At 62.2% G+C, this 19,687-nt stretch carries 16 protein-coding genes and 1 pseudogene; 10 read left to right on the top strand and 7 right to left on the bottom strand.

Annotated elements, in window-relative coordinates; all coding sequences use genetic code 11:
* Positions 1 to 156 precede the first annotated feature (156 nt).
* A complete protein-coding gene (locus tag HX815_RS28715) occupies positions 157 to 1,440 on the top strand; it encodes an MFS transporter (RefSeq protein WP_177029315.1) in 1,284 nt (427 codons plus the stop codon).
* A 106-nt stretch (positions 1,441 to 1,546) separates the two neighbouring features.
* Here HX815_RS28715 and HX815_RS28710 read toward each other — a convergent pair whose 3' ends face one another.
* Entirely contained in the window at positions 1,547 to 2,917 is a 1,371-nt protein-coding gene (locus tag HX815_RS28710) for a gluconate:H+ symporter (RefSeq protein WP_008437508.1), read from the bottom strand.
* A gap of 217 nt (positions 2,918 to 3,134) precedes the next feature.
* Between HX815_RS28710 and HX815_RS28705 the strand changes: the two genes are divergently transcribed.
* Positions 3,135 to 4,040, top strand: coding sequence for a cation diffusion facilitator family transporter (locus tag HX815_RS28705; RefSeq protein ID WP_177029314.1), 906 nt, complete (start codon positions 3,135 to 3,137; stop codon positions 4,038 to 4,040).
* A 3-nt stretch (positions 4,041 to 4,043) separates the two neighbouring features.
* Here the strand turns inward: HX815_RS28705 and HX815_RS28700 are convergent, their stop codons facing one another.
* Positions 4,044 to 4,718 (bottom strand): heavy metal response regulator transcription factor, encoded by a 675-nt coding sequence (locus HX815_RS28700; RefSeq protein WP_102604739.1) that lies wholly within the window; start codon positions 4,716 to 4,718, stop codon positions 4,044 to 4,046.
* Between the two features lie 161 nt (positions 4,719 to 4,879).
* On the opposite strand from HX815_RS28700, the gene HX815_RS28695 reads away from it, so the two are divergent.
* Genes HX815_RS28695 through HX815_RS28685 form a run of 3 tightly spaced genes read left to right on the top strand, consistent with a single transcriptional unit; the run spans position 4,880 to position 10,414 of the window.
* Positions 4,880 to 6,103: a TolC family protein gene (locus tag HX815_RS28695; RefSeq protein WP_177029313.1), complete on the top strand. Its 1,224-nt coding sequence runs from the start codon at positions 4,880 to 4,882 to the stop codon at positions 6,101 to 6,103.
* Between the two features lie 18 nt (positions 6,104 to 6,121).
* Positions 6,122 to 7,234 carry an efflux RND transporter periplasmic adaptor subunit gene (locus HX815_RS28690; RefSeq protein ID WP_177029312.1) on the top strand — a complete coding sequence of 371 codons (1,113 nt, stop codon included), beginning with the start codon at positions 6,122 to 6,124 and terminating at the stop codon, positions 7,232 to 7,234.
* Between the two features lie 18 nt (positions 7,235 to 7,252).
* Positions 7,253 to 10,414: a CusA/CzcA family heavy metal efflux RND transporter gene (locus HX815_RS28685; RefSeq protein ID WP_177029311.1), complete on the top strand. Its 3,162-nt coding sequence runs from the start codon at positions 7,253 to 7,255 to the stop codon at positions 10,412 to 10,414.
* Between the two features lie 37 nt (positions 10,415 to 10,451).
* Here HX815_RS28685 and HX815_RS28680 read toward each other — a convergent pair whose 3' ends face one another.
* The 4 genes from HX815_RS28680 to HX815_RS28665 all read right to left on the bottom strand — a co-directional run bounded on the left by HX815_RS28680 (position 10,452) and on the right by HX815_RS28665 (position 14,420).
* Positions 10,452 to 11,855 (bottom strand): heavy metal sensor histidine kinase, encoded by a 1,404-nt coding sequence (locus HX815_RS28680; protein WP_177029310.1) that lies wholly within the window; start codon positions 11,853 to 11,855, stop codon positions 10,452 to 10,454.
* On the bottom strand, positions 11,852 to 12,526 hold the full coding sequence (locus tag HX815_RS28675) for a heavy metal response regulator transcription factor (protein WP_003214417.1): 675 nt from the start codon (positions 12,524 to 12,526) through the stop codon (positions 11,852 to 11,854). The genes HX815_RS28680 and HX815_RS28675 overlap by 4 nt, the downstream gene beginning before the upstream one ends.
* 219 nt (positions 12,527 to 12,745) lie before the next feature.
* Positions 12,746 to 12,931, bottom strand: coding sequence for a hypothetical protein (locus HX815_RS28670; RefSeq protein ID WP_008437498.1), 186 nt, complete (start codon positions 12,929 to 12,931; stop codon positions 12,746 to 12,748).
* Positions 12,932 to 13,091: 160 nt separating this feature from the next.
* Positions 13,092 to 14,420, bottom strand: a complete 1,329-nt coding sequence (locus tag HX815_RS28665; RefSeq protein ID WP_177029309.1) for an OprD family porin — start codon at positions 14,418 to 14,420, stop codon at positions 13,092 to 13,094.
* 238 nt (positions 14,421 to 14,658) lie between these two features.
* Between HX815_RS28665 and HX815_RS28660 the strand changes: the two genes are divergently transcribed.
* From HX815_RS28660 to HX815_RS28650, 4 genes and pseudogenes are all read left to right on the top strand, one after another.
* Entirely contained in the window at positions 14,659 to 14,991 is a 333-nt protein-coding gene (locus HX815_RS28660; protein ID WP_177029308.1) for a DUF2790 domain-containing protein, read from the top strand.
* A gap of 49 nt (positions 14,992 to 15,040) precedes the next feature.
* A pseudogene (locus HX815_RS32040) lies at positions 15,041 to 15,874 on the top strand (PAS domain-containing protein); the annotation flags it as partial.
* A gap of 108 nt (positions 15,875 to 15,982) precedes the next feature.
* Positions 15,983 to 16,414 carry a methyl-accepting chemotaxis protein gene (locus HX815_RS32035; RefSeq protein ID WP_371132413.1) on the top strand — a complete coding sequence of 144 codons (432 nt, stop codon included), beginning with the start codon at positions 15,983 to 15,985 and terminating at the stop codon, positions 16,412 to 16,414.
* A 54-nt stretch (positions 16,415 to 16,468) separates the two neighbouring features.
* A complete protein-coding gene (locus tag HX815_RS28650; protein ID WP_003214424.1) occupies positions 16,469 to 17,044 on the top strand; it encodes a flavin reductase family protein in 576 nt (191 codons plus the stop codon).
* 164 nt (positions 17,045 to 17,208) lie between these two features.
* Here HX815_RS28650 and HX815_RS28645 read toward each other — a convergent pair whose 3' ends face one another.
* Positions 17,209 to 18,093, bottom strand: coding sequence for a LysR family transcriptional regulator (locus tag HX815_RS28645; RefSeq protein ID WP_102368105.1), 885 nt, complete (start codon positions 18,091 to 18,093; stop codon positions 17,209 to 17,211).
* Between the two features lie 121 nt (positions 18,094 to 18,214).
* On the opposite strand from HX815_RS28645, the gene HX815_RS28640 reads away from it, so the two are divergent.
* Positions 18,215 to 19,585 (top strand): MFS transporter, encoded by a 1,371-nt coding sequence (locus HX815_RS28640; protein WP_371136013.1) that lies wholly within the window; start codon positions 18,215 to 18,217, stop codon positions 19,583 to 19,585.
* Positions 19,586 to 19,687 lie beyond the last annotated feature (102 nt).

The raw sequence follows: 19,687 nt of genomic DNA, 5'->3' as shown, positions 1-19,687 counted from the left end.
GCGGCAGTTTTGCTGCATGTTCCTCTACGGCTATTCATTTGGGAATGTAGTTATCTTCATTGATCAATGAGTAAAGCAAATATATCCAGCGTGATTGCCATCACTCGGCCCAGCTCATAACCTGCAGTCCATTTCGTTTGTCTGCCGAGCTTTTCCATGACTGCCACCTCTTATCCACAGACGCAGCGTTTCTCCCGCTCCGACTACAAAACCCTGGGCCTGGCCGCCCTGGGCGGGGCCCTGGAAATCTACGACTTCATCATCTTCGTATTTTTCGCGCTCACCCTCAGCCAGCTGTTTTTCCCGCCGGAAATGCCCGAGTGGCTGCGTCTGCTGCAAAGCTTCGGCATCTTTGTCACCGGCTACCTCGCGCGCCCGCTGGGCGGAATCCTGATGGCACACTTCGCCGATCACCTGGGGCGCAAACGGGTGTTCAGCCTGAGCATCCTGATGATGGCGCTGCCGTGCCTGCTGATCGGCATCATGCCCACCTACGCACACATCGGTTATTTCGCACCGTTGATCCTGCTGGCGCTGCGCATCCTCCAGGGTGCGGCAGTGGGCGGGGAAGTGCCCAGCGCCTGGGTGTTTGTCGCCGAACACGCTCCGGACAACCATCGTGGTTATGCCCTGGGCTTCCTCCAGGCCGGGCTGACCTTCGGCTACCTGCTCGGCGCGCTGACGGCGACGCTGCTGGCGCAAGTCTTCACCCCGGCCGAAATCCTCGACTACGCCTGGCGCTTCCCGTTCCTGCTCGGCGGCGTGTTCGGCGTGATCGGTGTCTGGCTGCGGCGCTGGCTCAGCGAAACCCCGGTGTTCCTGCAAATGCAGGCCCGTCGCCAGGCCGGCGCCGAACTGCCGCTGCGTACCGTCCTGCGGGAACATCGCAGCGCGCTGCTGCCGGCGATGATCCTCACCTGCGTGCTCACCTCGGCCGTCGTCGTACTGGTGGTGATCACCCCGACCATGATGCAGAAAACCTTCGGCATGAGCCCCAGCCACACCTTCGCCCTGAGCGCGTTGGGCATCGTGTTCCTGAATATCGGTTGCGTGTTGGCCGGGCTGCTGGTGGACCGCATCGGCGCCTGGCGTGCGGTGTTGGTCTATAGCCTGCTGCTGCCGGTGGGGATTGCCGTGCTCTATGCGAGCCTGATTGCCGGTGGCGTGTGGCTGGGCGCAGCGTATGCAATTGCCGGCTTGAGTTGCGGGGTGGTGGGCGCGGTGCCGTCGGTGATGGTCAACCTGTTCCCGGCGCAGGTGCGGGTGTCGGGGATTTCCTTCACCTACAACATTGCCTATGCGCTGTGGGCGAGTACCACGCCGCTGATGTTGATCGCGTTGATGCCGACCAGCCCGTGGATCTGCGTGGGGTATTGCGTGGCGATGGGCGCGGTGGGCGCAGTGAGTGCGGCGCATTTTGGCAAGCGCCAACCTACCTGATCGTTCCCACGCTCTGCGTGGGAACGACTCCCTGGACGCTCCGCGTCCGCTTGTGTGACGCGGAGCGTCACGGGATGCATTCCCACGCGGAGCGTGGGAACGATCATTACGTCAGGAAGTGCCACATCAGCAATGTGCCCACCAGGCCCACCACCGACACAATGGTCTGCAACACCGACCACACCCAGATCGTCTGCTTCAGTTGCAAGCCGAAGTATTCGCGCACCATCCAGAAGCCGGCATCGTTGACGTGGCAGAAGAACACCGAGCCGGCACCAATCGCCAGGGCGACCAGTGAGCTTTGCGTCGCAGCCAACCCCGCCATCATCGGCGCGAGGATGCCCGCCGTTGTCGTGGTGGCGACGGTCGCCGACCCCGTGGCCTGACGCAGCGCCACCGCAATCAACCAGGCCAGCAACAGGTACGGCATGTGCGCGCCTTCGGCCACCTTGCTGATGGTCTGGCTCACGCCGGCATCCAGCAGGGTTTGCTTCAACCCGCCACCGGCGCCGATGGTCAGCAGCAGCACCGCGATCGGCGCCAGCGCCTTGCGCAGGGTGTTGCCGACATCGGCCCGCGGCATGCCGCTGGCCCAGCCCAGGCAGATCACCGCGGCAATCACCGCCAGGCCCAGCGCGATCAACGGCTCACCGAGGAACTTCAAGGTCAGTGCCACCGGGCTTTCCGGCGACATGGCAACCTTGGCCAGGGTGCTGCCGAGCATCAGGATCACCGGCAACAGGATGATCAGCAGCGACACACCAAAACTCGGCTGGCGCGGCGCCTTGGGCGGAGCACTGAACAGCGCGCCAATGTCGGCCGGCTCATCCACGTGCATGCGCTTGGACAGCCAGTTGCCGTACAACGGGCCGGCCAGAATCACGGCCGGCACTGCCAGGCAAAAGCCCAGCAACATGGTCAGGCCCAGGTCGGCGTGCAACGCGCTGACCGCAATCAGCGGCCCCGGATGCGGTGGCATCAAGGCGTGCAGGGTGGTCATCCCCGCCAGCGCCGGAATTGCGATTTTCAGCAGCGGCTGGTTCGAACGCTTGGCCATCACGAAGATGATCGGCACCATCATCACCAGGCCCACTTCGAAGAACAGCGGCAGGCCAATCACCATCGCCACCAGCGCCATCACCCACGGCAATGACTTGCCTTTGCCCAACCCCAGCAGGGTGGTGGCGATACGATCGGCAGCGCCGGATTCGGCCATCAACGCGCCGAGCATCGAGCCCAGGGCAATGATGATCCCGGCTTCACCGAGAATCGCCCCGGCGCCTTTGCTGAAGGCCTTGGCCACTTCTTCCGGCGGCAAGCCCGCGCCGACACCGGCGATAAACGTACCGATCAGGATCGACAGGAAGGGCGGCAGCTTGGTCGCGCTGATCAACACAATGATGCTGGCGATGGCCAGTAATACGCAGAACATGAGGCGGGTGTCGTGAACCATCCACGCGGCAGTCGATAACTCCAAAACGGGACTCCTTATCGAACAGGTTGGCTAATATGTTTCTTTTTGTTTCCTGCTCGAAAAGCATACCTGATACAACGGTTCCAGAGCGTTCATGTTCAATTTTGGTGCGTATGGCTTAACGCCCAGCTGACGGCGAGATGACAATTTTGCAACTCGTGCCGGTGGTGTTGGCCTATAGCTCTATGATCAACCGGAAGACCACCCACGAGGATATTTCATGAGCGCAGGACACAGCCACGCCCAGGTACGCGCCGGCCACGAACGGCTGTTATGGATCGCATTGGCACTGACCGGCAGCTTTATGATCGCCGAGGTGATCGGCGCCTTTATCACCGGCAGCCTGGCGCTGTTGTCCGATGCCGCGCACATGATGACCGACGCCCTGGCGCTAGGGATTTCCCTGGTGGCGATCCAGGTCGCCAAGCGCGCCGCCGACCGCAAGCGCACCTTCGGCTATGCGCGTTTCGAGATCCTGGCGGCAGCGTTTAATGCGCTGCTGCTGTTCGGCGTGGCGTTCTACATTCTTTATGAGGCGTATCAACGCTTGCAGGCGCCCGCCGAGATCCAGTCCACCGGCATGCTGGTGATCGCGGTGCTGGGGCTGATCGTCAACCTGATTTCCATGCGCTTGCTGAGTGCGGCCAGCGGCGAAAGCCTGAATGTGAAGGGCGCTTACCTGGAGGTCTGGAGCGACATGCTCGGCTCCATCGGCGTGATCATCGCGGCGCTGGTGATCATGTACACCGGCTGGGGCTGGGTGGATTCGGTGGTGGCGGCGGCGATTGGCTTCTGGGTATTGCCCCGCACCTGGACGCTGCTCAAGGAAAGTATGAACGTGCTGCTGCAAGGTGTGCCGGACGGCATCGATATCGACAAGGTGGAACAGGCAATTCGCGGCGTTCCCGGCGTCAAGGACGTGCACGACCTGCATATCTGGGCCCTCACCAGCGGCAAAAATGTGCTGAGTACTCATCTGGTGGCGGATTCTGCCCAAGGCACCGAGCAACAGATCCTCAGCCAGGTGACGGAGTTACTGCATGAGCAATTCGATATTTCCCACGCCACGATCCAGATCGAGGGCGAAGGTTTTCAGCATGACGAGCATGACGAGGTGCATGCCTGACCGTCACTCACGGTCTTCCAGCACATAACCCACGCCGCGCAAGGTATGGATCAACTTGCGCTCGAACGGGTCATCAATCTTTGCCCGCAGGCGGCGGATCGACACTTCCACCACATTGGTGTCGCAATCAAAGTTCATGTCCCACACGAACGAGATAATTTGCGTGCGCGACAGCACCACGCCGCTCTGGCGCATCAGCAGGTGCAGCAGGGCGAACTCCTTGGTGGTCAGGTCGATGCGCTGCAAACCGCGAAACGCCCGGTGGCGGCCCTGATCCAATTCCAGGTCGGCCACCCGCAACACATCCGGCACCGGCGAATGCACGCTGCGGCGCATCAAGTTGCGCACCCGCGCGAGTAATTCGGGGAACTCAAACGGCTTGACCAGGTAATCATCGGCGCCCAGGTCCAGGCCCTTGATCCGGTCGGCGAGGCGGCCCTGGGCGGTCAGCATCATGATGCGGGTGCTGCTGTTCTGGCGGATGCGTTGCAGCACGTCCCAGCCATCCATCAACGGCAAATTCACGTCGAGCATCACCAGGTCGTAGGCGTGCTGGCGAGACAAATGCAGGCCGTCGGCGCCGGTGGCGGCACAGTCGACGATATAGCCACTTTCGCTCAATCCCTGATGTAGATAATCGGCGGTTTTAGGTTCGTCTTCGATAACCAGAATACGCATGTCGAGGATCCCGCTGGGCAGTGGAAAAGTTGCCCGGAGCTTAAAGCAAAAGCCCGCGCCAGAGCCGTTGCTAACGGATTTGTAATGTTCTGGCCACTCCTCTGATAAGTACCGAAAGTTACATTGCCCACCTGTTAATTCATGTGCATGGAACTCTTGTTATGCCAACTTTTGTCCGCACGTTTATCGGCGCTTCGGTGCTGTTGCTGATGACGGTCCAGGGCGCAAACGCGCAAACCCTGACCCTCGAATCGGCCCTGCAAACCGCCTTCGCCAACAACCCCGACATGGCCGCTGCGCAGTGGGAAATCGACATCGCCCAAGGCGGTCGCCAGCAGGCCGGTTTGATCCCGAATCCGGTGGCCTCCTGGGACGCCGAAGACACCCGCCGCAACTCGCGCACCACCACCGTGAAACTGAGCCAAACCCTGGAACTGGGTGGCAAGCGCGGCGCCCGGATTGATGTCGCCACCCGTGCCCAGGAGGCGGCCGCACTCACCCTGGAACAGCGCCGCAACGGTCTGCGAGCGGAGGTCATCGACGGTTACTACGGTGCACTTCGCGCCCAGGAACGCCTCGACCTGGCCCAGCGCTCATTGGCATTGGCCGAGCGCGGCCTGGTGGTGGCCAATGGTCGCGTCACCGCCGGCAAAACGTCCCCGGTGGAAGCCACCCGCGCCCAGGTGCAACTCTCGGAAATCCGCCTGGAATTCAACCGCGCGCAGATGGGCCTGAGCGATGCCTACCGGCGCCTCGCCGCCAGTACTGGCGCGGCCAGCACCGATTTCCAGGCCGTCGCCACCCAAGCCCAGGCCGCCCCGGCATTACCGTCGCCAGCGCAGCTGCTGGCGCGCCTGGAACAGACCGCCGAACTGCGCCTGGCCGAGCTGCAAATCGTCCAGGGCGAAGCGGCCCTCGGCTTGGAAAAAGCCCAGCGCATTCCCGACCTCGACGTGTCCATCGGCAGCCAATACGACGCCAGCGCGCGCGAGCGGGTCAACGTGGTGGGCGTGTCGATGCCGATCCCGCTGTTCAACCGTAACCAGGGCAACGTGCTGGCCGCGAGTCGCCGTGCCGACCAGGCCCGCGACCTGCGCAACGCTACCGAACTGCGCCTGCGCACCGAAACCCGCCAGGCCCTGGACCTTTGGCAAACCGCGAATACCGAAGTGCGCTCGTTCAACCAACAGATCCTGCCCGCCGCCCAAAGCGCGGTGGACAGCGCCACCCGCGGTTTCGAGATGGGCAAGTTCAACTTCCTCGACGTACTCGACGCCCAGCGCACCTTGATTGCGGCCCGCACCCAATACCTCGCGGCGACCGCCCAGGCCACCGAAGCCTGGGTGCGCATCGAACGGATTTACGGCGACCTTGCCCGGTTTTGATTTTTTCAGGAGCGTTCCATGAACAACAAACACAGGATGGCGCTGGCCGTTGCACTGATGCTGGCGTGGCCGGCCATCAGCGGTGCGGCAGAGACGGAAGAGGAAGGCAAGATCGAGCTGACCGAACAGCAGATCCAGGCCGCCGGTATTCAACTGGCCCCGGCGCAATCCCGGCAGATCAGCACTGTGCTTTCGCTGCCGGGCGAGGTGCGTTTCGACGAAGACCGCACCTCCCACATCGTGCCGCGTGCTGCCGGCGTGGTGGAGTCGGTGCAGGTCAACCTCGGCCAATCGGTGAAGAAGGGCGAGCTGCTCGCGGTGATCGCCAGCCAGCAGATTTCCGATCAGCGCAGTGAACTGGCGGCCAGTGAGCGCCGGGTGGTACTGGCCCGCACCACCTTCCAGCGCGAGCGCCAGTTGTGGCAGGACAAGATCTCCGCCGAACAGGATTACCTGCTGGCGCGCCAGGCGCTGCAAGAGGCCGAAATCGCCCTGAACAATGCCCGGCAAAAGATGAACGCCCTGAGCGGCAGCGCCGTATTGGTCGGCGGCAATCGCTACGAACTGCGGGCGCCGTTCGACGGCGTAGTAGTGGAAAAACACCTGGGTGTCGGCGAGGTGGTGAGCGAGACCAGCAACGCCTTCACCCTGTCGGACCTGTCCCAGGTGTGGGTCACCTTCGGCGTGTTCCCCAAGGATTTGAACAAGGTCCGGGTCGGCAAGCCGGTGAAGGTCACCTCCTCGGAAATGGGCACCGAAGTGCTCGGCACCGTTGCCTATGTCGGCAACTTGCTGGGGGAGCAGACCCGCACGGCCACCGTGCGCGTCACGGTGCCGAACCCTGATGCTTCGTGGCGTCCAGGGCTGTTCGTTTCCGTGCAGGTCGCCACCGACACCTACCCGGCCAAGGTCACCGTCCCCCAGGAGGCGATCCAGACCGTCGAGGACAAACCCTCGGTGTTCGTGCGCACCAGCGACGGCTTCATGACCCGGCATATCGAACTGGGCGTCAGCGAAAACGGCTTCGTCGAAGTGCGCCAGGGCCTCGACGCCGGCGCGCAGGTGGCCACCGCCGGCAGCTTCATCCTCAAGTCCGAGTTGGGCAAGGCCTCGGCCGAGCACGCCCATTGATCCTGCGAGTGATTTCCCATGTTTGAGCGCCTTATCCAATTCGCCATCGAGCAGCGCATCATCGTGCTGTTGGCGGTGCTGTTGATGGCCGGTGTCGGTATCGCCAGCTATCAGAAATTGCCCATCGACGCCGTGCCGGATATCACCAACGTCCAGGTGCAGATCAACTCGGCGGCGGCGGGTTTTTCGCCGCTGGAAACCGAGCAGCGCATCACCTTTCCCATCGAGACCGCCATGGCCGGGCTGCCGGGCTTGCAGCAGACCCGCTCGCTGTCGCGCTCGGGCTTGTCTCAGGTCACGGTGATTTTCAAGGACGGCACCGACCTGTTCTTCGCCCGCCAGTTGGTCAACGAACGCTTGCAGGTGGCTCGCGAGCAACTCCCCGATGGTATCGAAAGCATGATGGGGCCGATCTCCACCGGGCTCGGGGAAATCTTCCTGTGGACCGTGGAGGCGAAAGACGGCGCGCGCAAGGAGGACGGCTCAGCCTATACGCCGACCGACCTGCGGGTGATCCAGGACTGGATCATCAAGCCGCAACTGCGCAACGTGCCGGGGGTGGCCGAGATCAACACCATCGGCGGCTTTGCCAAGGAATACCAGATCGCCCCGGACCCCAAGCGCCTGGCGGCCTACAACCTGACCTTGGGCGACCTGGTCACGGCGCTGGAGCGCAACAACGCCAACGTCGGCGCCGGCTACATCGAGCGCAGCGGCGAGCAATTGCTGATCCGTGCGCCGGGGCAAGTCGCGTCCATCGACGACATTGCCAACATCGTCATCACTACCTCCGACGGTACGCCGATTCGGGTGCGCAACGTCGCCCAGGTCGACATTGGCCGCGAGCTGCGTACCGGTGCCGCCACGGAAAATGGCCGCGAAGTGGTGCTGGGCACGGTGTTCATGTTGATCGGCGAAAACAGCCGCACGGTGTCCCTGGCGGTCGCGAAAAAACTCGAAGAGATCAACCGTTCGCTGCCTGAAGGTGTGGTGGCCGTCACCGTCTACGACCGCACCAACCTGGTGGAAAAAGCCATCAGTACCGTGAAGAAAAACCTCTTCGAAGGGGCGCTGCTGGTGGTGGCAGTGCTGTTCCTGTTCCTCGGCAATATCCGAGCGGCGCTGATCACCGCGATGGTGATTCCCCTGGCCATGTTGTTCACCTTTACCGGGATGTTTACCAACAAGGTCAGCGCCAACCTGATGAGCCTCGGCGCGCTGGATTTCGGGATTATCGTGGATGGCGCGGTGGTGATCGTCGAAAACGCCATCCGCCGCCTGGCCCACACCCAGCAGCGCCACGGGCGATTGCTGACCCGCAGCGAGCGCCTGCATGAAGTGTTTGCGGCGGCCAAGGAAGCGCGGCGCGCGCTGATCTTCGGGCAACTGATCATCATGGTGGTGTACCTGCCGATCTTCGCCCTCACCGGGGTGGCCGGGAAGATGTTCCACCCGATGGCGTTCACCGTGGTGATCGCGCTGCTGGGGGCAATGATTCTGTCCGTAACCTTCGTGCCGGCGGCCATTGCGCTGTTCGTCACCGGCAAGGTCAAGGAAGAGGAAAACCTGGTGATGCGCAGCGCACGCCGTGTCTACGCGCCGGTGCTGGATTGGGTGATGGCGCGCCGGCCGCTGGTGTTCGGCCTGGCGGTGCTGGCCATCGTTGCGTCGGGCCTGGTGGCCAGTCGCATGGGCAGCGAATTTATCCCCAGCCTCAGCGAGGGTGATTTCGCCCAACAAGCGTTGCGGGTGCCGGGCACCAGCCTGACGCAGTCGGTACAGATGCAGCAGCAACTGGAAAAGACCTTGATGGCCGAGGTGCCGGAAATCGAGCGGGTATTCGCCCGCACCGGCACCGCGGAAATCGCCTCCGACCCGATGCCGCCGAACATCTCCGACAGCTACGTGATGCTCAAGCCCAAGGACCAGTGGCCCGACCCGAAGAAGTCCCGCGAGGCAATCATCGCCGACATCCAGCGCGCCAGTGCGATTGTGCCGGGCAGCGTGTATGAACTGTCGCAACCGATCCAGCTGCGCTTCAACGAACTGATTTCCGGCGTGCGCAGTGACGTGGCGGTGAAGGTGTTTGGTGACGACATGGCGGTGCTCAACAAGACCGCCGGGGAAATCGCCGAGACCTTGCAAACCCTCAAGGGCGCCTCTGAAGTGAAGGTGGAACAGACCTCCGGCCTGCCGGTGCTGACCATCAATATCGACCGCGACAAGGCCGCGCGTTTCGGCCTGAACGTGGGCGATGTGCAAGACACGATTGCCGTCGCCGTGGGTGGGCGCCAGGCCGGGACGATGTACGAAGGCGACCGGCGTTTTGATATGGTCGTGCGTTTGTCTGATGCGCTGCGCACCGATATCGAAGGCCTGTCGCGGCTGTTGATTCCGATCCCGGCGCTGGCGAATAACGCGGCGGGGCAGTTGGGTTTTATCGCGCTGTCGGAAGTCGCCAGCCTGGACCTGGTGCTCGGCCCCAACCAGATCAGCCGTGAAAACGGCAAGCGCCTGGTGATCGTCAGCGCCAACGTGCGTGGGCGGGATATCGGCTCGTTTGTCGAGGAAGCCGGGACGGCCATCGACACTCAGGTGAAAATCCCCGCGGGCTACTGGACCACCTGGGGCGGCCAGTTCGAGCAGTTGAAGGAAGCTTCCGAGCGCTTGCGCATCGTGGTGCCGGTGGCATTGCTGCTGGTGTTCGGCTTGCTGTTCATGATGTTCAACAACCTCAAGGACGGGCTGCTGGTGTTCACCGGGATTCCCTTCGCGTTGACCGGCGGGATCATGGCGCTGTGGCTGCGGGACATTCCGTTGTCGATCTCGGCGGGCGTGGGTTTTATCGCGCTGTCGGGGGTGGCGGTGCTGAACGGGTTGGTGATGATTGCGTTCATTCGCAACCTGCGGGAAGAGGGGCGCTCATTGTCGGTGGCCATCAACGAAGGCGCCCTGACGCGCTTGCGCCCGGTGTTGATGACGGCGTTGGTGGCGTCGCTGGGGTTTATCCCCATGGCCCTGGCCACCGGCACCGGCGCCGAAGTGCAGCGCCCGTTGGCGACGGTGGTGATTGGCGGGATTATCTCGTCGACGCTGCTGACCCTGCTGGTATTGCCGGCGCTGTATCACTGGGCGCACCGGCGTGAAGAACAGGAAGACCGCCCGATGCCTGGCCAATAACCTGTGGTGAGGGAGCAAGCTCCCTCACCACAATGGTTTATTGGCAGATAGCGTTGGTATGAAGGGGAAACACCAACCGAAACACAGTGAAATCTCCGGGCTCGCTGCTGACTTCTGCCAGGCCTTGATGCAGGGTCATGATTGACCGCACGATGGCCAGCCCCAGCCCGGTCCCCCCTTCGGAGCGGGCGCGGCTGCTGTCGACGCGGTAGAAACGCTCGAACAGGTTCGGCAGGTGGTGTGCTTCAATCCCCGGGCCCGGGTTGCCCACCGACAGCGAGACTTGCTGCCCGTGGGTTTCCACCTGCAACGACACCGTGGAAGCGTGCGGGGTATGCCGGATGGCATTGGACAACAAGTTGGAAATCGCCCGCTGAATCATCAGGCGGTCGCCATGCACCGAGGCATCACCGTGAAGGCTCAGGCTCAGTTGCTTGTCTTCGGCACTCAACGCAAACAGCTCCATCACCCGGCGCGCTTCATCGGCCAGGGACACGGGTGCAAACGAAACCCGCGCCGCCGGGTGGCTGACCTGTGCCAGGAACAGCATGTCGGAAACGATCCGCGCCAGCCGCTCCATTTCTTCGGTGCTGGATTCCAGCACCGCCTTGTACTCCTCGGGCGGGCGCTCTCGGGACAACGTCACCTGGGCCTTGCCCATCAAGTTGGTCAGTGGCGCGCGCAGTTCATGGGCCAGGTCATCGGAGAACTGCGACAGCTGCTGCACACCGCCATCCAGGCGCTGCAGCATGAAGTTGATGCCCTGCGCCAACTCGCCTAACTCGTTGGGCAAGTTATCCACAGCCAGGCGGTGGGTCAGATCCTGTGTGGTGACCTTGGCCGCGACGCGGCTGAACTGTTGCAGCGGTGCGAGCCCGCGTTGCACCACCCACCACGCGCCGATGCCGATCAGCAGCAACAGCAGCGGCAGGGCGATCACCGTGGAACGCAGGTAAGCACTGAGCAATGCCTGATCGTCCATGCGGTCCAGGGACAGCAGCACCCGCACGCGTTCGCCGCTGGACAGGCGCATCAGGCTGGAGGCGCTGAGCACCTGGTTGCCGTTGCTGTCGTCCCAGTTCAGGTAACCGAGGGTCTGGCGTGGTGCGAAGTCGGTCAGCAACGGTTCCTGTGGCTTGGCACCGACGCTCAGCAGCACCGCTTCATCGGGTGCGGTGCCGACGATGGTCAGGTAGAAATTGTCATGCCCCATCACCAGGTCCATCAGCGAATGCGGGCGGGCCTTTATGTCGCGGGTGTCCAGGCCGAGGGCGATGCTGTGCTGGATCTGCTCCATCTTGCTTTCCAGGCCCTTGCGCGCCAGTTTCTCAAGCTCGTGGGTCAGCGCCAGGTAGGCCAGTGTCGCGAGCAGCACCACCAGGCCCGCGCCCATCAGGCTCACCGTCAGCCCGAGGCGCATCGACAGGCTGCTGGCTTTCATTGGCGGGCCTCCAGCACATAGCCCACGCCGCGAATGGTATGGATCAGCTTGACGTCACTCTGGTCATCGACCTTGGCCCGCAGGCGGCTGATGGAGACCTCCACCACGTTGGTGTCGCAGTCGAAATTCATGTCCCACACCAGGGAAATAATCTGCGTGCGGGTCAGCACTTCGCCGGACTGACGCATCAGCACATGCAGCAGCGCGAACTCCTTGGTGGTCAGGTCAATGCGCCGGGTGCCGCGATAGGCGCGGTGGCGGCGCGGGTCCAGTTCAAGGTCCGACACGCGGAAGACTTCCGGCACCGGTATGTGCTCGCTGCGGCGCAACAGCGTGCGCACCCGGGCCAGCAATTCGGGGAATTCGAAGGGTTTGACCAGGTAATCATCGGCGCCCATGTCCAGGCCCTTGATCTTGTCAGTCAGCCGGCCACGGGCTGTGAGCATCATCACCCGTTGGTTGCTGTCGCGGCGCAGTTGCTCAAGCACTTCCCAGCCGTCCTTGGCCGGCAGGTTTACATCGAGAATCACCAGTTCATAAGCGTGTTGCCCGGCCAGGTGCAGGCCGTCCACGCCGCTGGCGGCGCAGTCGACCACGTAACCGCTTTCGGTCAGGCCCTGCTGCAGGTAGGCGGCGGTTTTTTGCTCGTCCTCAACCACAAGGATACGCATGGGGATTTACCTTTTACTGATAGAGAGAGACTGAAATTCGAATTTTCCGAAGCCTGAAGGCTGAAGTAGCTACAGGGTCAATCAGCCAGTTTGTGACTGGTTGTTGCGTTGCAGAACGGGCGGGCAAAAAAAACGCCCCATCCGGGGCGTTAAAAATTCATCTCTTTCCAAAGGAGCTACACAAAAGCTTCAGAGATGAATGTGCTCGGTGTGCGCCGTTCAGATCGACTGCTTCTGTGCGTCGGCGGGCGCGGTCTCGGCCACGGACTGTTCACCGTGGACCTGTTGCTGTTGCTGGCGGAACTCGGCGAGGAACTGCCGGGAACGGTCGGCGCCGTCGTCGGCGAATGCGAGGGTGGAAGTGGCGCCGAGAAAACTGATCAATAACAGGTGGGATGGCTTCATGACGTGTCTCCAAATAAGGCGTGTGCCGTTAGTTGTGACCAGTATATGAAGCGCAACTTAACGAGAAGGTGAGGCGCATATTACAGTTCTGACAGGCTTCAATTTGTGAACAGATGTTAGTCAACGGCAAATGAATGTAAGCATTTGCCGTTGTGTTCATTTACAGAATTGCCAATGGGTATTCGACAATCAACCGAACTTCCTCCAAGTCCGACTCAAAGGCACTTGAGCGAACGGTCGCCTGGCGCAAACGCAGCGACAGGTCTTTCAAGTTACCGCCCTGCACCACGTACTTCGCCTCGATATCCCGCTCCCAGCGGCGTTGATCGGTCAGCGGGTCGCCGGCCGCGTCACGGCGCATGTACACGCTGTTGGCGTTGCTGTAGTCGGCGCCGGTACCTTTGCCATAGCGGGTCATGAAGGTCAGGCCAGGAATGCCGAAGGCCTGCATGTCGAGGTTATAGGCGAGCATCCACGAGCGTTCCCTGGGCGAGTTGAAGTCGCTGTACTGGATCGAGTTGTTGAGGAAGATCGAGTCCGACATGCGCAGATAGTCAAAGTCGTCATCGCCGTTGTTGCGCTGGTGCGACAGGGCCAGGCTGTGGGCGCCGACCTTGACCCCGAGCCTGGCGCTCCAGATGTTGTTATCGAACTCGCCAAGGCGTTTCTTGCCCTCGTCCACGGCCTTGTAGTAGTTGAAGTCGCCAAACAGCGACACGTCATCGTTCAGCGGGTAGCTGGCGGCGCTGCCGAAGTAGTACTGGTCCCAGGCATCCTTCAGGCGGCTGGTGTACAGGCTGACGCTGAGGTGTTTGTTCACCTGGTAGTCGCCGCCGGCATAGCCGATCCAGGGTGAATCCACCTTGCCCGCATAAAACGTCGCGAAGCCTTTATCCATGCCGCTTTGGGTGGGCTGGCTCATGCCGCTCAAGTGCCCGGCCTGCAAGCTCAAGCCGTCAATGCTGGTGTTTTGCGCGGTGACGCCACGGAAGCTTTCCGGCAACACCCGCGAGTCGCCGTAGGCCACCACCGGGGTCAGCGGGAACACGTCACCGGCCTTGATCACGGTATCCAGCAGGCGCACTTTTACCGCGCCGCCGAGCTTGCTGTAGCCGTCCTCGGGGTGGTTGTCGCTGTCTACCGGCAGTACGCCGAACGAGCCCTTGCCGCCGCTGCGACCGGTGCCGGAGTCGAGTTTCAGGCCATACATCGCAAACGCATCGAGGCCGAAACCCACCGGACCCTGAGTGAATCCGGATTCGAACTTGCCGATAAAACCCTGGGCCCAGGCTTCGGAATAGCCATTGCCGGTGGGGCTCGACTGGCCCTTGCGGTCATCGCGGTTGAAGTAGAAGTTGCGGGCCAGCACGTTCAAGGTGCTGCCTTCGATAAACCCTTCGGGGTTTTCTTCCACGGCCATGCCTGACAGCGGGGTGAGCCCCGCCAGGGCGGCAATCATGGAGAGTGAAAATGTGCGGTTAGTGCTCATGTAGCGCTCCTCGGTAGTGGCAGCTATCAGCTTCTTATCGATGGGGCATTCTTGTTGTGATGGTGCCCGGGCAGATAGTTGCAAACACGAGATAACGGCGAGGTGGCGCACAGATTACAATTTTGGAATTTCAATAAAACATAACGGATAAGTAATCTTTCGGTGAACTTTGCGACAGGCTTGGTTAGTTATTCTTGCTCTGAACTTTTAATTCAATAAGTCAGACGAGGACGCCCTCATGAATACCCTGAAAACCACTGTCGCTGCATTGGCCCTGATCGTTTCCGCCGGCGCGATGGCCGAAGGTGGAGGCGACCGCACCTTCGCCCAATTGATGCAAAACAATGAGCAAGCCATGGCCGCCTACGCCGCCAGAAAGGGCAAGCCTGCGCCCGAGGTGCTGGTGTATCGCTACGGCATGAAGCTGGACATTGCCAGGGTGGTGAATGTCACGCCGCCGATCCGCTCGTGCAGTGCGGTGCCGTCACGCATGACCTACGAAGACTCCACCGGCAAGCTCAACACGCTCCACTACCAAGTGATGGGCATCTGCCGTAACAACGGCAGTTGAGGGGCTGAAAAAATATAGTTGGGCAATGGGCTAAAGCTCTCTTAAGAAAATGCCGGCAGCGCCGATGCAGGTCAGATCCCGCCCTCATTTGCCCACCGGTGCCTCCATGTTCAACACCCGTCTCAAGCAGGAGCTGTCTGCTCTTCGCGAAGAATTATCCAGTTTGCAGCAGGTCAAGGAGAGCCTGGAAATCGAAATGATGGCCCTGACCCTGGATCCCGAAGGGCGCATCGAGTCCGTCAATGCCATCTTCCTTCAAGAGATGGCTTACCAGGCAAGCCAGCTGCAAGGCCGCCTGATCGAGGATCTGGTGCCGGCGCACGTCAAGCACGACACCTTTCAACTGCGCTTCACGAACGCCCTGGTGCGTGGCGAACACTTCGCCGGTTCCGTACGCCTGATGCGCGGCAACGGCAATGAGGCGTGGCTGCGCTCCATCGTGCAACCGGTGCGTGGCAGTGACGGGCGTATCAAGCATATTTCGATGTACTCCAGCGACCTGACCCGCACCATCGAGGCGTCCCGCGAGCACGAAAACCTGATCACCGCGCTGGTGCGTTCCACGGCAGTGATCGAGTTCGACCTCAACGGTAATGTGCTGACGGCCAACGACCGTTTCCTCAACGGCATGGGTTACAGCCTGGCGCAGATCCAGGGCAAACATCACCGGATATTCTGTGAGCCGCAGGATGCCGGCAGCGTCGAGTACCAGCAGTTCTGGAAGCGCCTGAACGCCGGTGAATTCGTCGCGGGGCGCTTCAAGCGGGTGGACAGCCACGGGCGTGTAGTGTGGCTGGAGGCTTCGTATAACCCGGTGCTTGACGCCAACGAGCGGCTGTACAAAGTGGTCAAGTTCGCCACGGTGATCACCGACCAGGTCAACCAGGAACAGGCCGTGGCCGACGCGGCCAACATCGCCTACAGCACCTCGCTGCACACCGACAGCAGCGCCCAGCGCGGCACCACCGTGGTCACCCAGGCGGTGGAGGTGATGCGCGACCTGGCCAAGCACATGGAGCAGGCGGGTGAGGGCATTGAAGCGCTGAACGCCCAGTCCCAGGTGATTGGCAGCATCGTCAAGACCATCAGCGGCATCGCCGAGCAGACCAACCTGCTGGCACTCAACGCCGCCATCGAAGCCGCCCGTGCCGGTGAGCAAGGCCGTGGTTTTGCGGTGGTGGCCGATGAGGTTCGGCAACTGGCGTCGCGTACCAGCAAGGCCACCGAGGAAATCGTCGGCGTGGTGCGCCAGAACCAGGACATGGCCCGCGATGCAGTGGCGCTGATGACCGATGGCCGCCTGCAGGCCGAGCAAGGGCTGGCATTGGCGGCCGAGGCGGGCACGGTGATCGTCGAGATCCAGGACGGCGCCCAGAAAGTGGTCAGCGCTGTAGGGCAATTCGCCAATCAACTGAGCAGCTAGTCACCCGGGCTCATGCTTGAGGTATCGTAGGTTTTTTTTCCGAGCCTTTCGTCCATGAGCCCTAACCATCGCCGTCCCGTCCCGCTGTCCAAGGCCTACCGCTTGCTCAACCACGGCCCGACCGTACTGGTCAGCGCCGCGCACAACGGCCAGCGCAACATCATGGCCGCGGCATGGGCGATGCCGCTGGATTTCGAGCCGCCCAAAGTCGCCGTCGTGCTGGATAAGGCCACCTGGACCCGGCAACTGCTCGAAGGCGCCGGCACTTTCGTGCTCAACGTACCGTGTGCGGCCCAGGCCGATATCGTGCAGACCGTGGGCAACACCACCGGCAGCGAGACCGACAAGTTCGCCGCATATGACTTGCAGACGTTCAGCGGCGAACACACCGAAGCGCCGATGCTTGAAGGCTGCGTGGCGTGGCTGGAATGCCGCTTGCTGCCGGAACCGCATAACCAGCAGACCTACGATCTGTTCCTCGCCGAAGTGGTGGCCGCCCAGGCTGATGAGCGCGTATTCAGCGACGGTCGCTGGCATTTCGAAGGGCAGGATGCGCTGCGTACCTTGCACCATGTGGCGGGCGGGCATTTCCTGACGATTGGTGAGCCGATTGATGGGCGACAGCTTTAAGCCCAGTGCCAATTCTTCCGGTACAGCCTGGTTTTGTGGCGAGGGAGCTTGCTCCCGCTGGAGCGCGAAGCGGTCCCATTGTTTCCTGCCAATACACTTGGTCGGTAGATATACGACTGCTGCGCAGCCGAGCGGGAGCAAGCTCCCTCGCCACAAAGGTTGTGTTACCACTGGGCTTTGCTGAGTGCCTCGGCAAACGCCATCAACTTCGGCGAGTACTGCCGCGATGGCGGATACACCAGCGATATCGCCCGACTGCGCCCGGCAAATTCCTCCAGCAAGGGCACAAGGCGCCCGGCCGCCAGATCTTCCCGCACCGCAAAGTCCATCACCTGGGCGATGCCGAATCCGCCCAGCGCGCCGTCCACCAGCGCATCGCCGATATCAAAGATCAACCGCCCCTCGACACTCACGTCCTGCACCCTGCCATCGAGCATGAACTGCCAGTCCACCAGCCGGCTGGTACGCAGGTTACGCACGGTCAGGCAATTGTGGTCCTGGAGTTCATCGACGGTCTGCGGCGTACCAAAACGCGCGAGATAAGCCGGGGCGGCGACGGTGACCCAGCGCAGCGGTGGCAGTGCCCGGGCGATCAGGCGTTGGTCCTGGATGTCGCCGGTGCGCAGCAAGGCGTCAAAGCCTTCGTCGACGATGTCCACCAGGCGGTCGGTCATTACCGCTTCAATGCGCAGATCGGGGTATTGCAGGGTCAGCTCGCCGATCACCGGCATCACCACCTTGCGGCCAAACAACGAGGGCGTGCTGATCTTCAGCAAACCGGACGGTGAGGCACGGCGGTCGAGCATTTGCCGCTCGGCTTCGGCCAGTTCAGCCAGCAGCGGCGCGCTGCGTTCATACAGCATCTGCCCGTCGGGCGTGAGGCTGACGCTGCGGGTGTTGCGTTGCAGCAGGCGCACACCCAGCTGGTTTTCCAGCCGGGAAATGGCCCGGGACAAGCCCGATTGGGTCAGCCCCAGGTCTCCGGCGGCGCGAGTGAAACTGCGGGTTTCGGCGACGCGCACCAGCAGGCGAACAGCATTCAGATCCATGATTAAAGTCATTACTGAAAGAGTGATAGGGGTATTTATCATCTGTTGGGCATGAAAGAAACTGGCGCCTCTCATTTTCAGGCAGGACACTGTGATGTCTTCTTCTCGACCCTCTGGCTGGATGCTGTTGCTGCTGGCAACCGCGCAACTGATCATCGCCCTCGACGCGACCATCGTGTTTGTCGCGCTGCCGCAAATCGGCAGCCACCTGGGTTTTTCTGCCCAGCAATTGCAGTGGGTGGTCAGTGCCTACAGCGTGGCGTTTGGTGGCTTCCTGTTGCTGGGCGGTCGGGCGGCGGACCTGTTGGGCAAGCGGCGCTTGTACATGCTTGGCCAGTCGCTGTATGCGCTGTCTTCCCTGGCGGCGGTGCTCGGTGGCAGCGCCTTGCTGCTGGTGCTGGCGCGGGCGGTGCAGGGTGTGGGTGGGGCGCTGTTGTTCCCGGCCACGCTGGCGCTGATCAACACCCACTACGCCGAAGGGCCCGCGCGTAATCGGGCGTTTGCCGTGTGGAGCGCGGCGTCTGCGGCGGGCCTGGCATTGGGCGCGTTGCTCGGCGGCGTGCTGACCCAGGCCTGGGGCTGGGAAGCGGTGTTCCTGGTGAACGTGCCGTTGGCCGGCGCCTGCGCCCTGGCGGCGCGCTACTGGATTCCCGCCGATGGCGAGCGGGCCCGCGGGCGCAACTTTGATATCAGCGGTGCGTTGACCGTGACGCTGGGCGGCACCTTGCTGGTGTTCTCCCTGGTGCAGGGGCCGGAGTGGGGTTGGGCGGCACCGTCGACCCTGGGCTGCATGGCCCTGGCGCTGGCGCTGCTCGGATTGTTTGGGTGGATCGAACACCGGGGCCGTGATCCCCTGATGCCGCTACGCTTGTTGGGCTATCGCGAGTTGCGCATGGCCATGGTGTTGACGGCGGTGTTCATGAGCAGCTTTGGCGTGCAGTACTACTTTTTGGCGGTGTATTACCAGCAGGTCTACGGCTATAGCGTGTTGCAGGCGGGGTTGGCGTTTTTGCCGGCGACGCTGGTGTGCACCGCGGGTATCTGGCTGGCGGAGCGTTCATTGGCGCGGCTGGGGTTGCGCAACACCCTGGTCAGCGGCCAGTTGGCGGGCGCGGTGGGTATCGCTTTGGTATGTGTGGCGTTGCCGACGGGGGCGGGGTTCTGGTCGTTGCTGCCGGGGATTTTCATCCTGAGTATTGGCCAGGGCATGACCTGGACGGTGATGTGGGTGGCCGCCGGGCTGGGCATCCGGCCGGGCGAGCAGGGTGTGGCGGCAGGCATGGCGTCCACCAGCCAGCAGATTGGCGGTGCGTTGGGGCTGGCGTTGCTGGTGTCGTTGGCGAACGCCGGTGGGTCGACGGGCGCGGCGCAGGCGGGCGGGATTGAGCTGGCGTTGTGGTGGAGCGCGGCGATTGCCCTGGCGGGGGCAGTGCTGGCGTTAGCACTTAAAGAGCGAGCCCCAGCGTCGAATACGATTTCGGCAGCGACATAGTTCAACTGTAGGAGCTGGCTTGCCTGCGATAGCGGAGTGTCAGCCAACAATTTATTAACTGATCCACCGCTATCGCAGGCAAGCCAGCTCCTACAGGTTGAT

The organism is Pseudomonas sp. E6002 (assembly GCF_013385565.1).
GTDB lineage: Bacteria > Pseudomonadota > Gammaproteobacteria > Pseudomonadales > Pseudomonadaceae > Aquipseudomonas.
The sequence above is the reverse complement of the archived record's forward strand: the minus strand, read 5'-3'. Positions and strand labels throughout refer to the sequence as shown.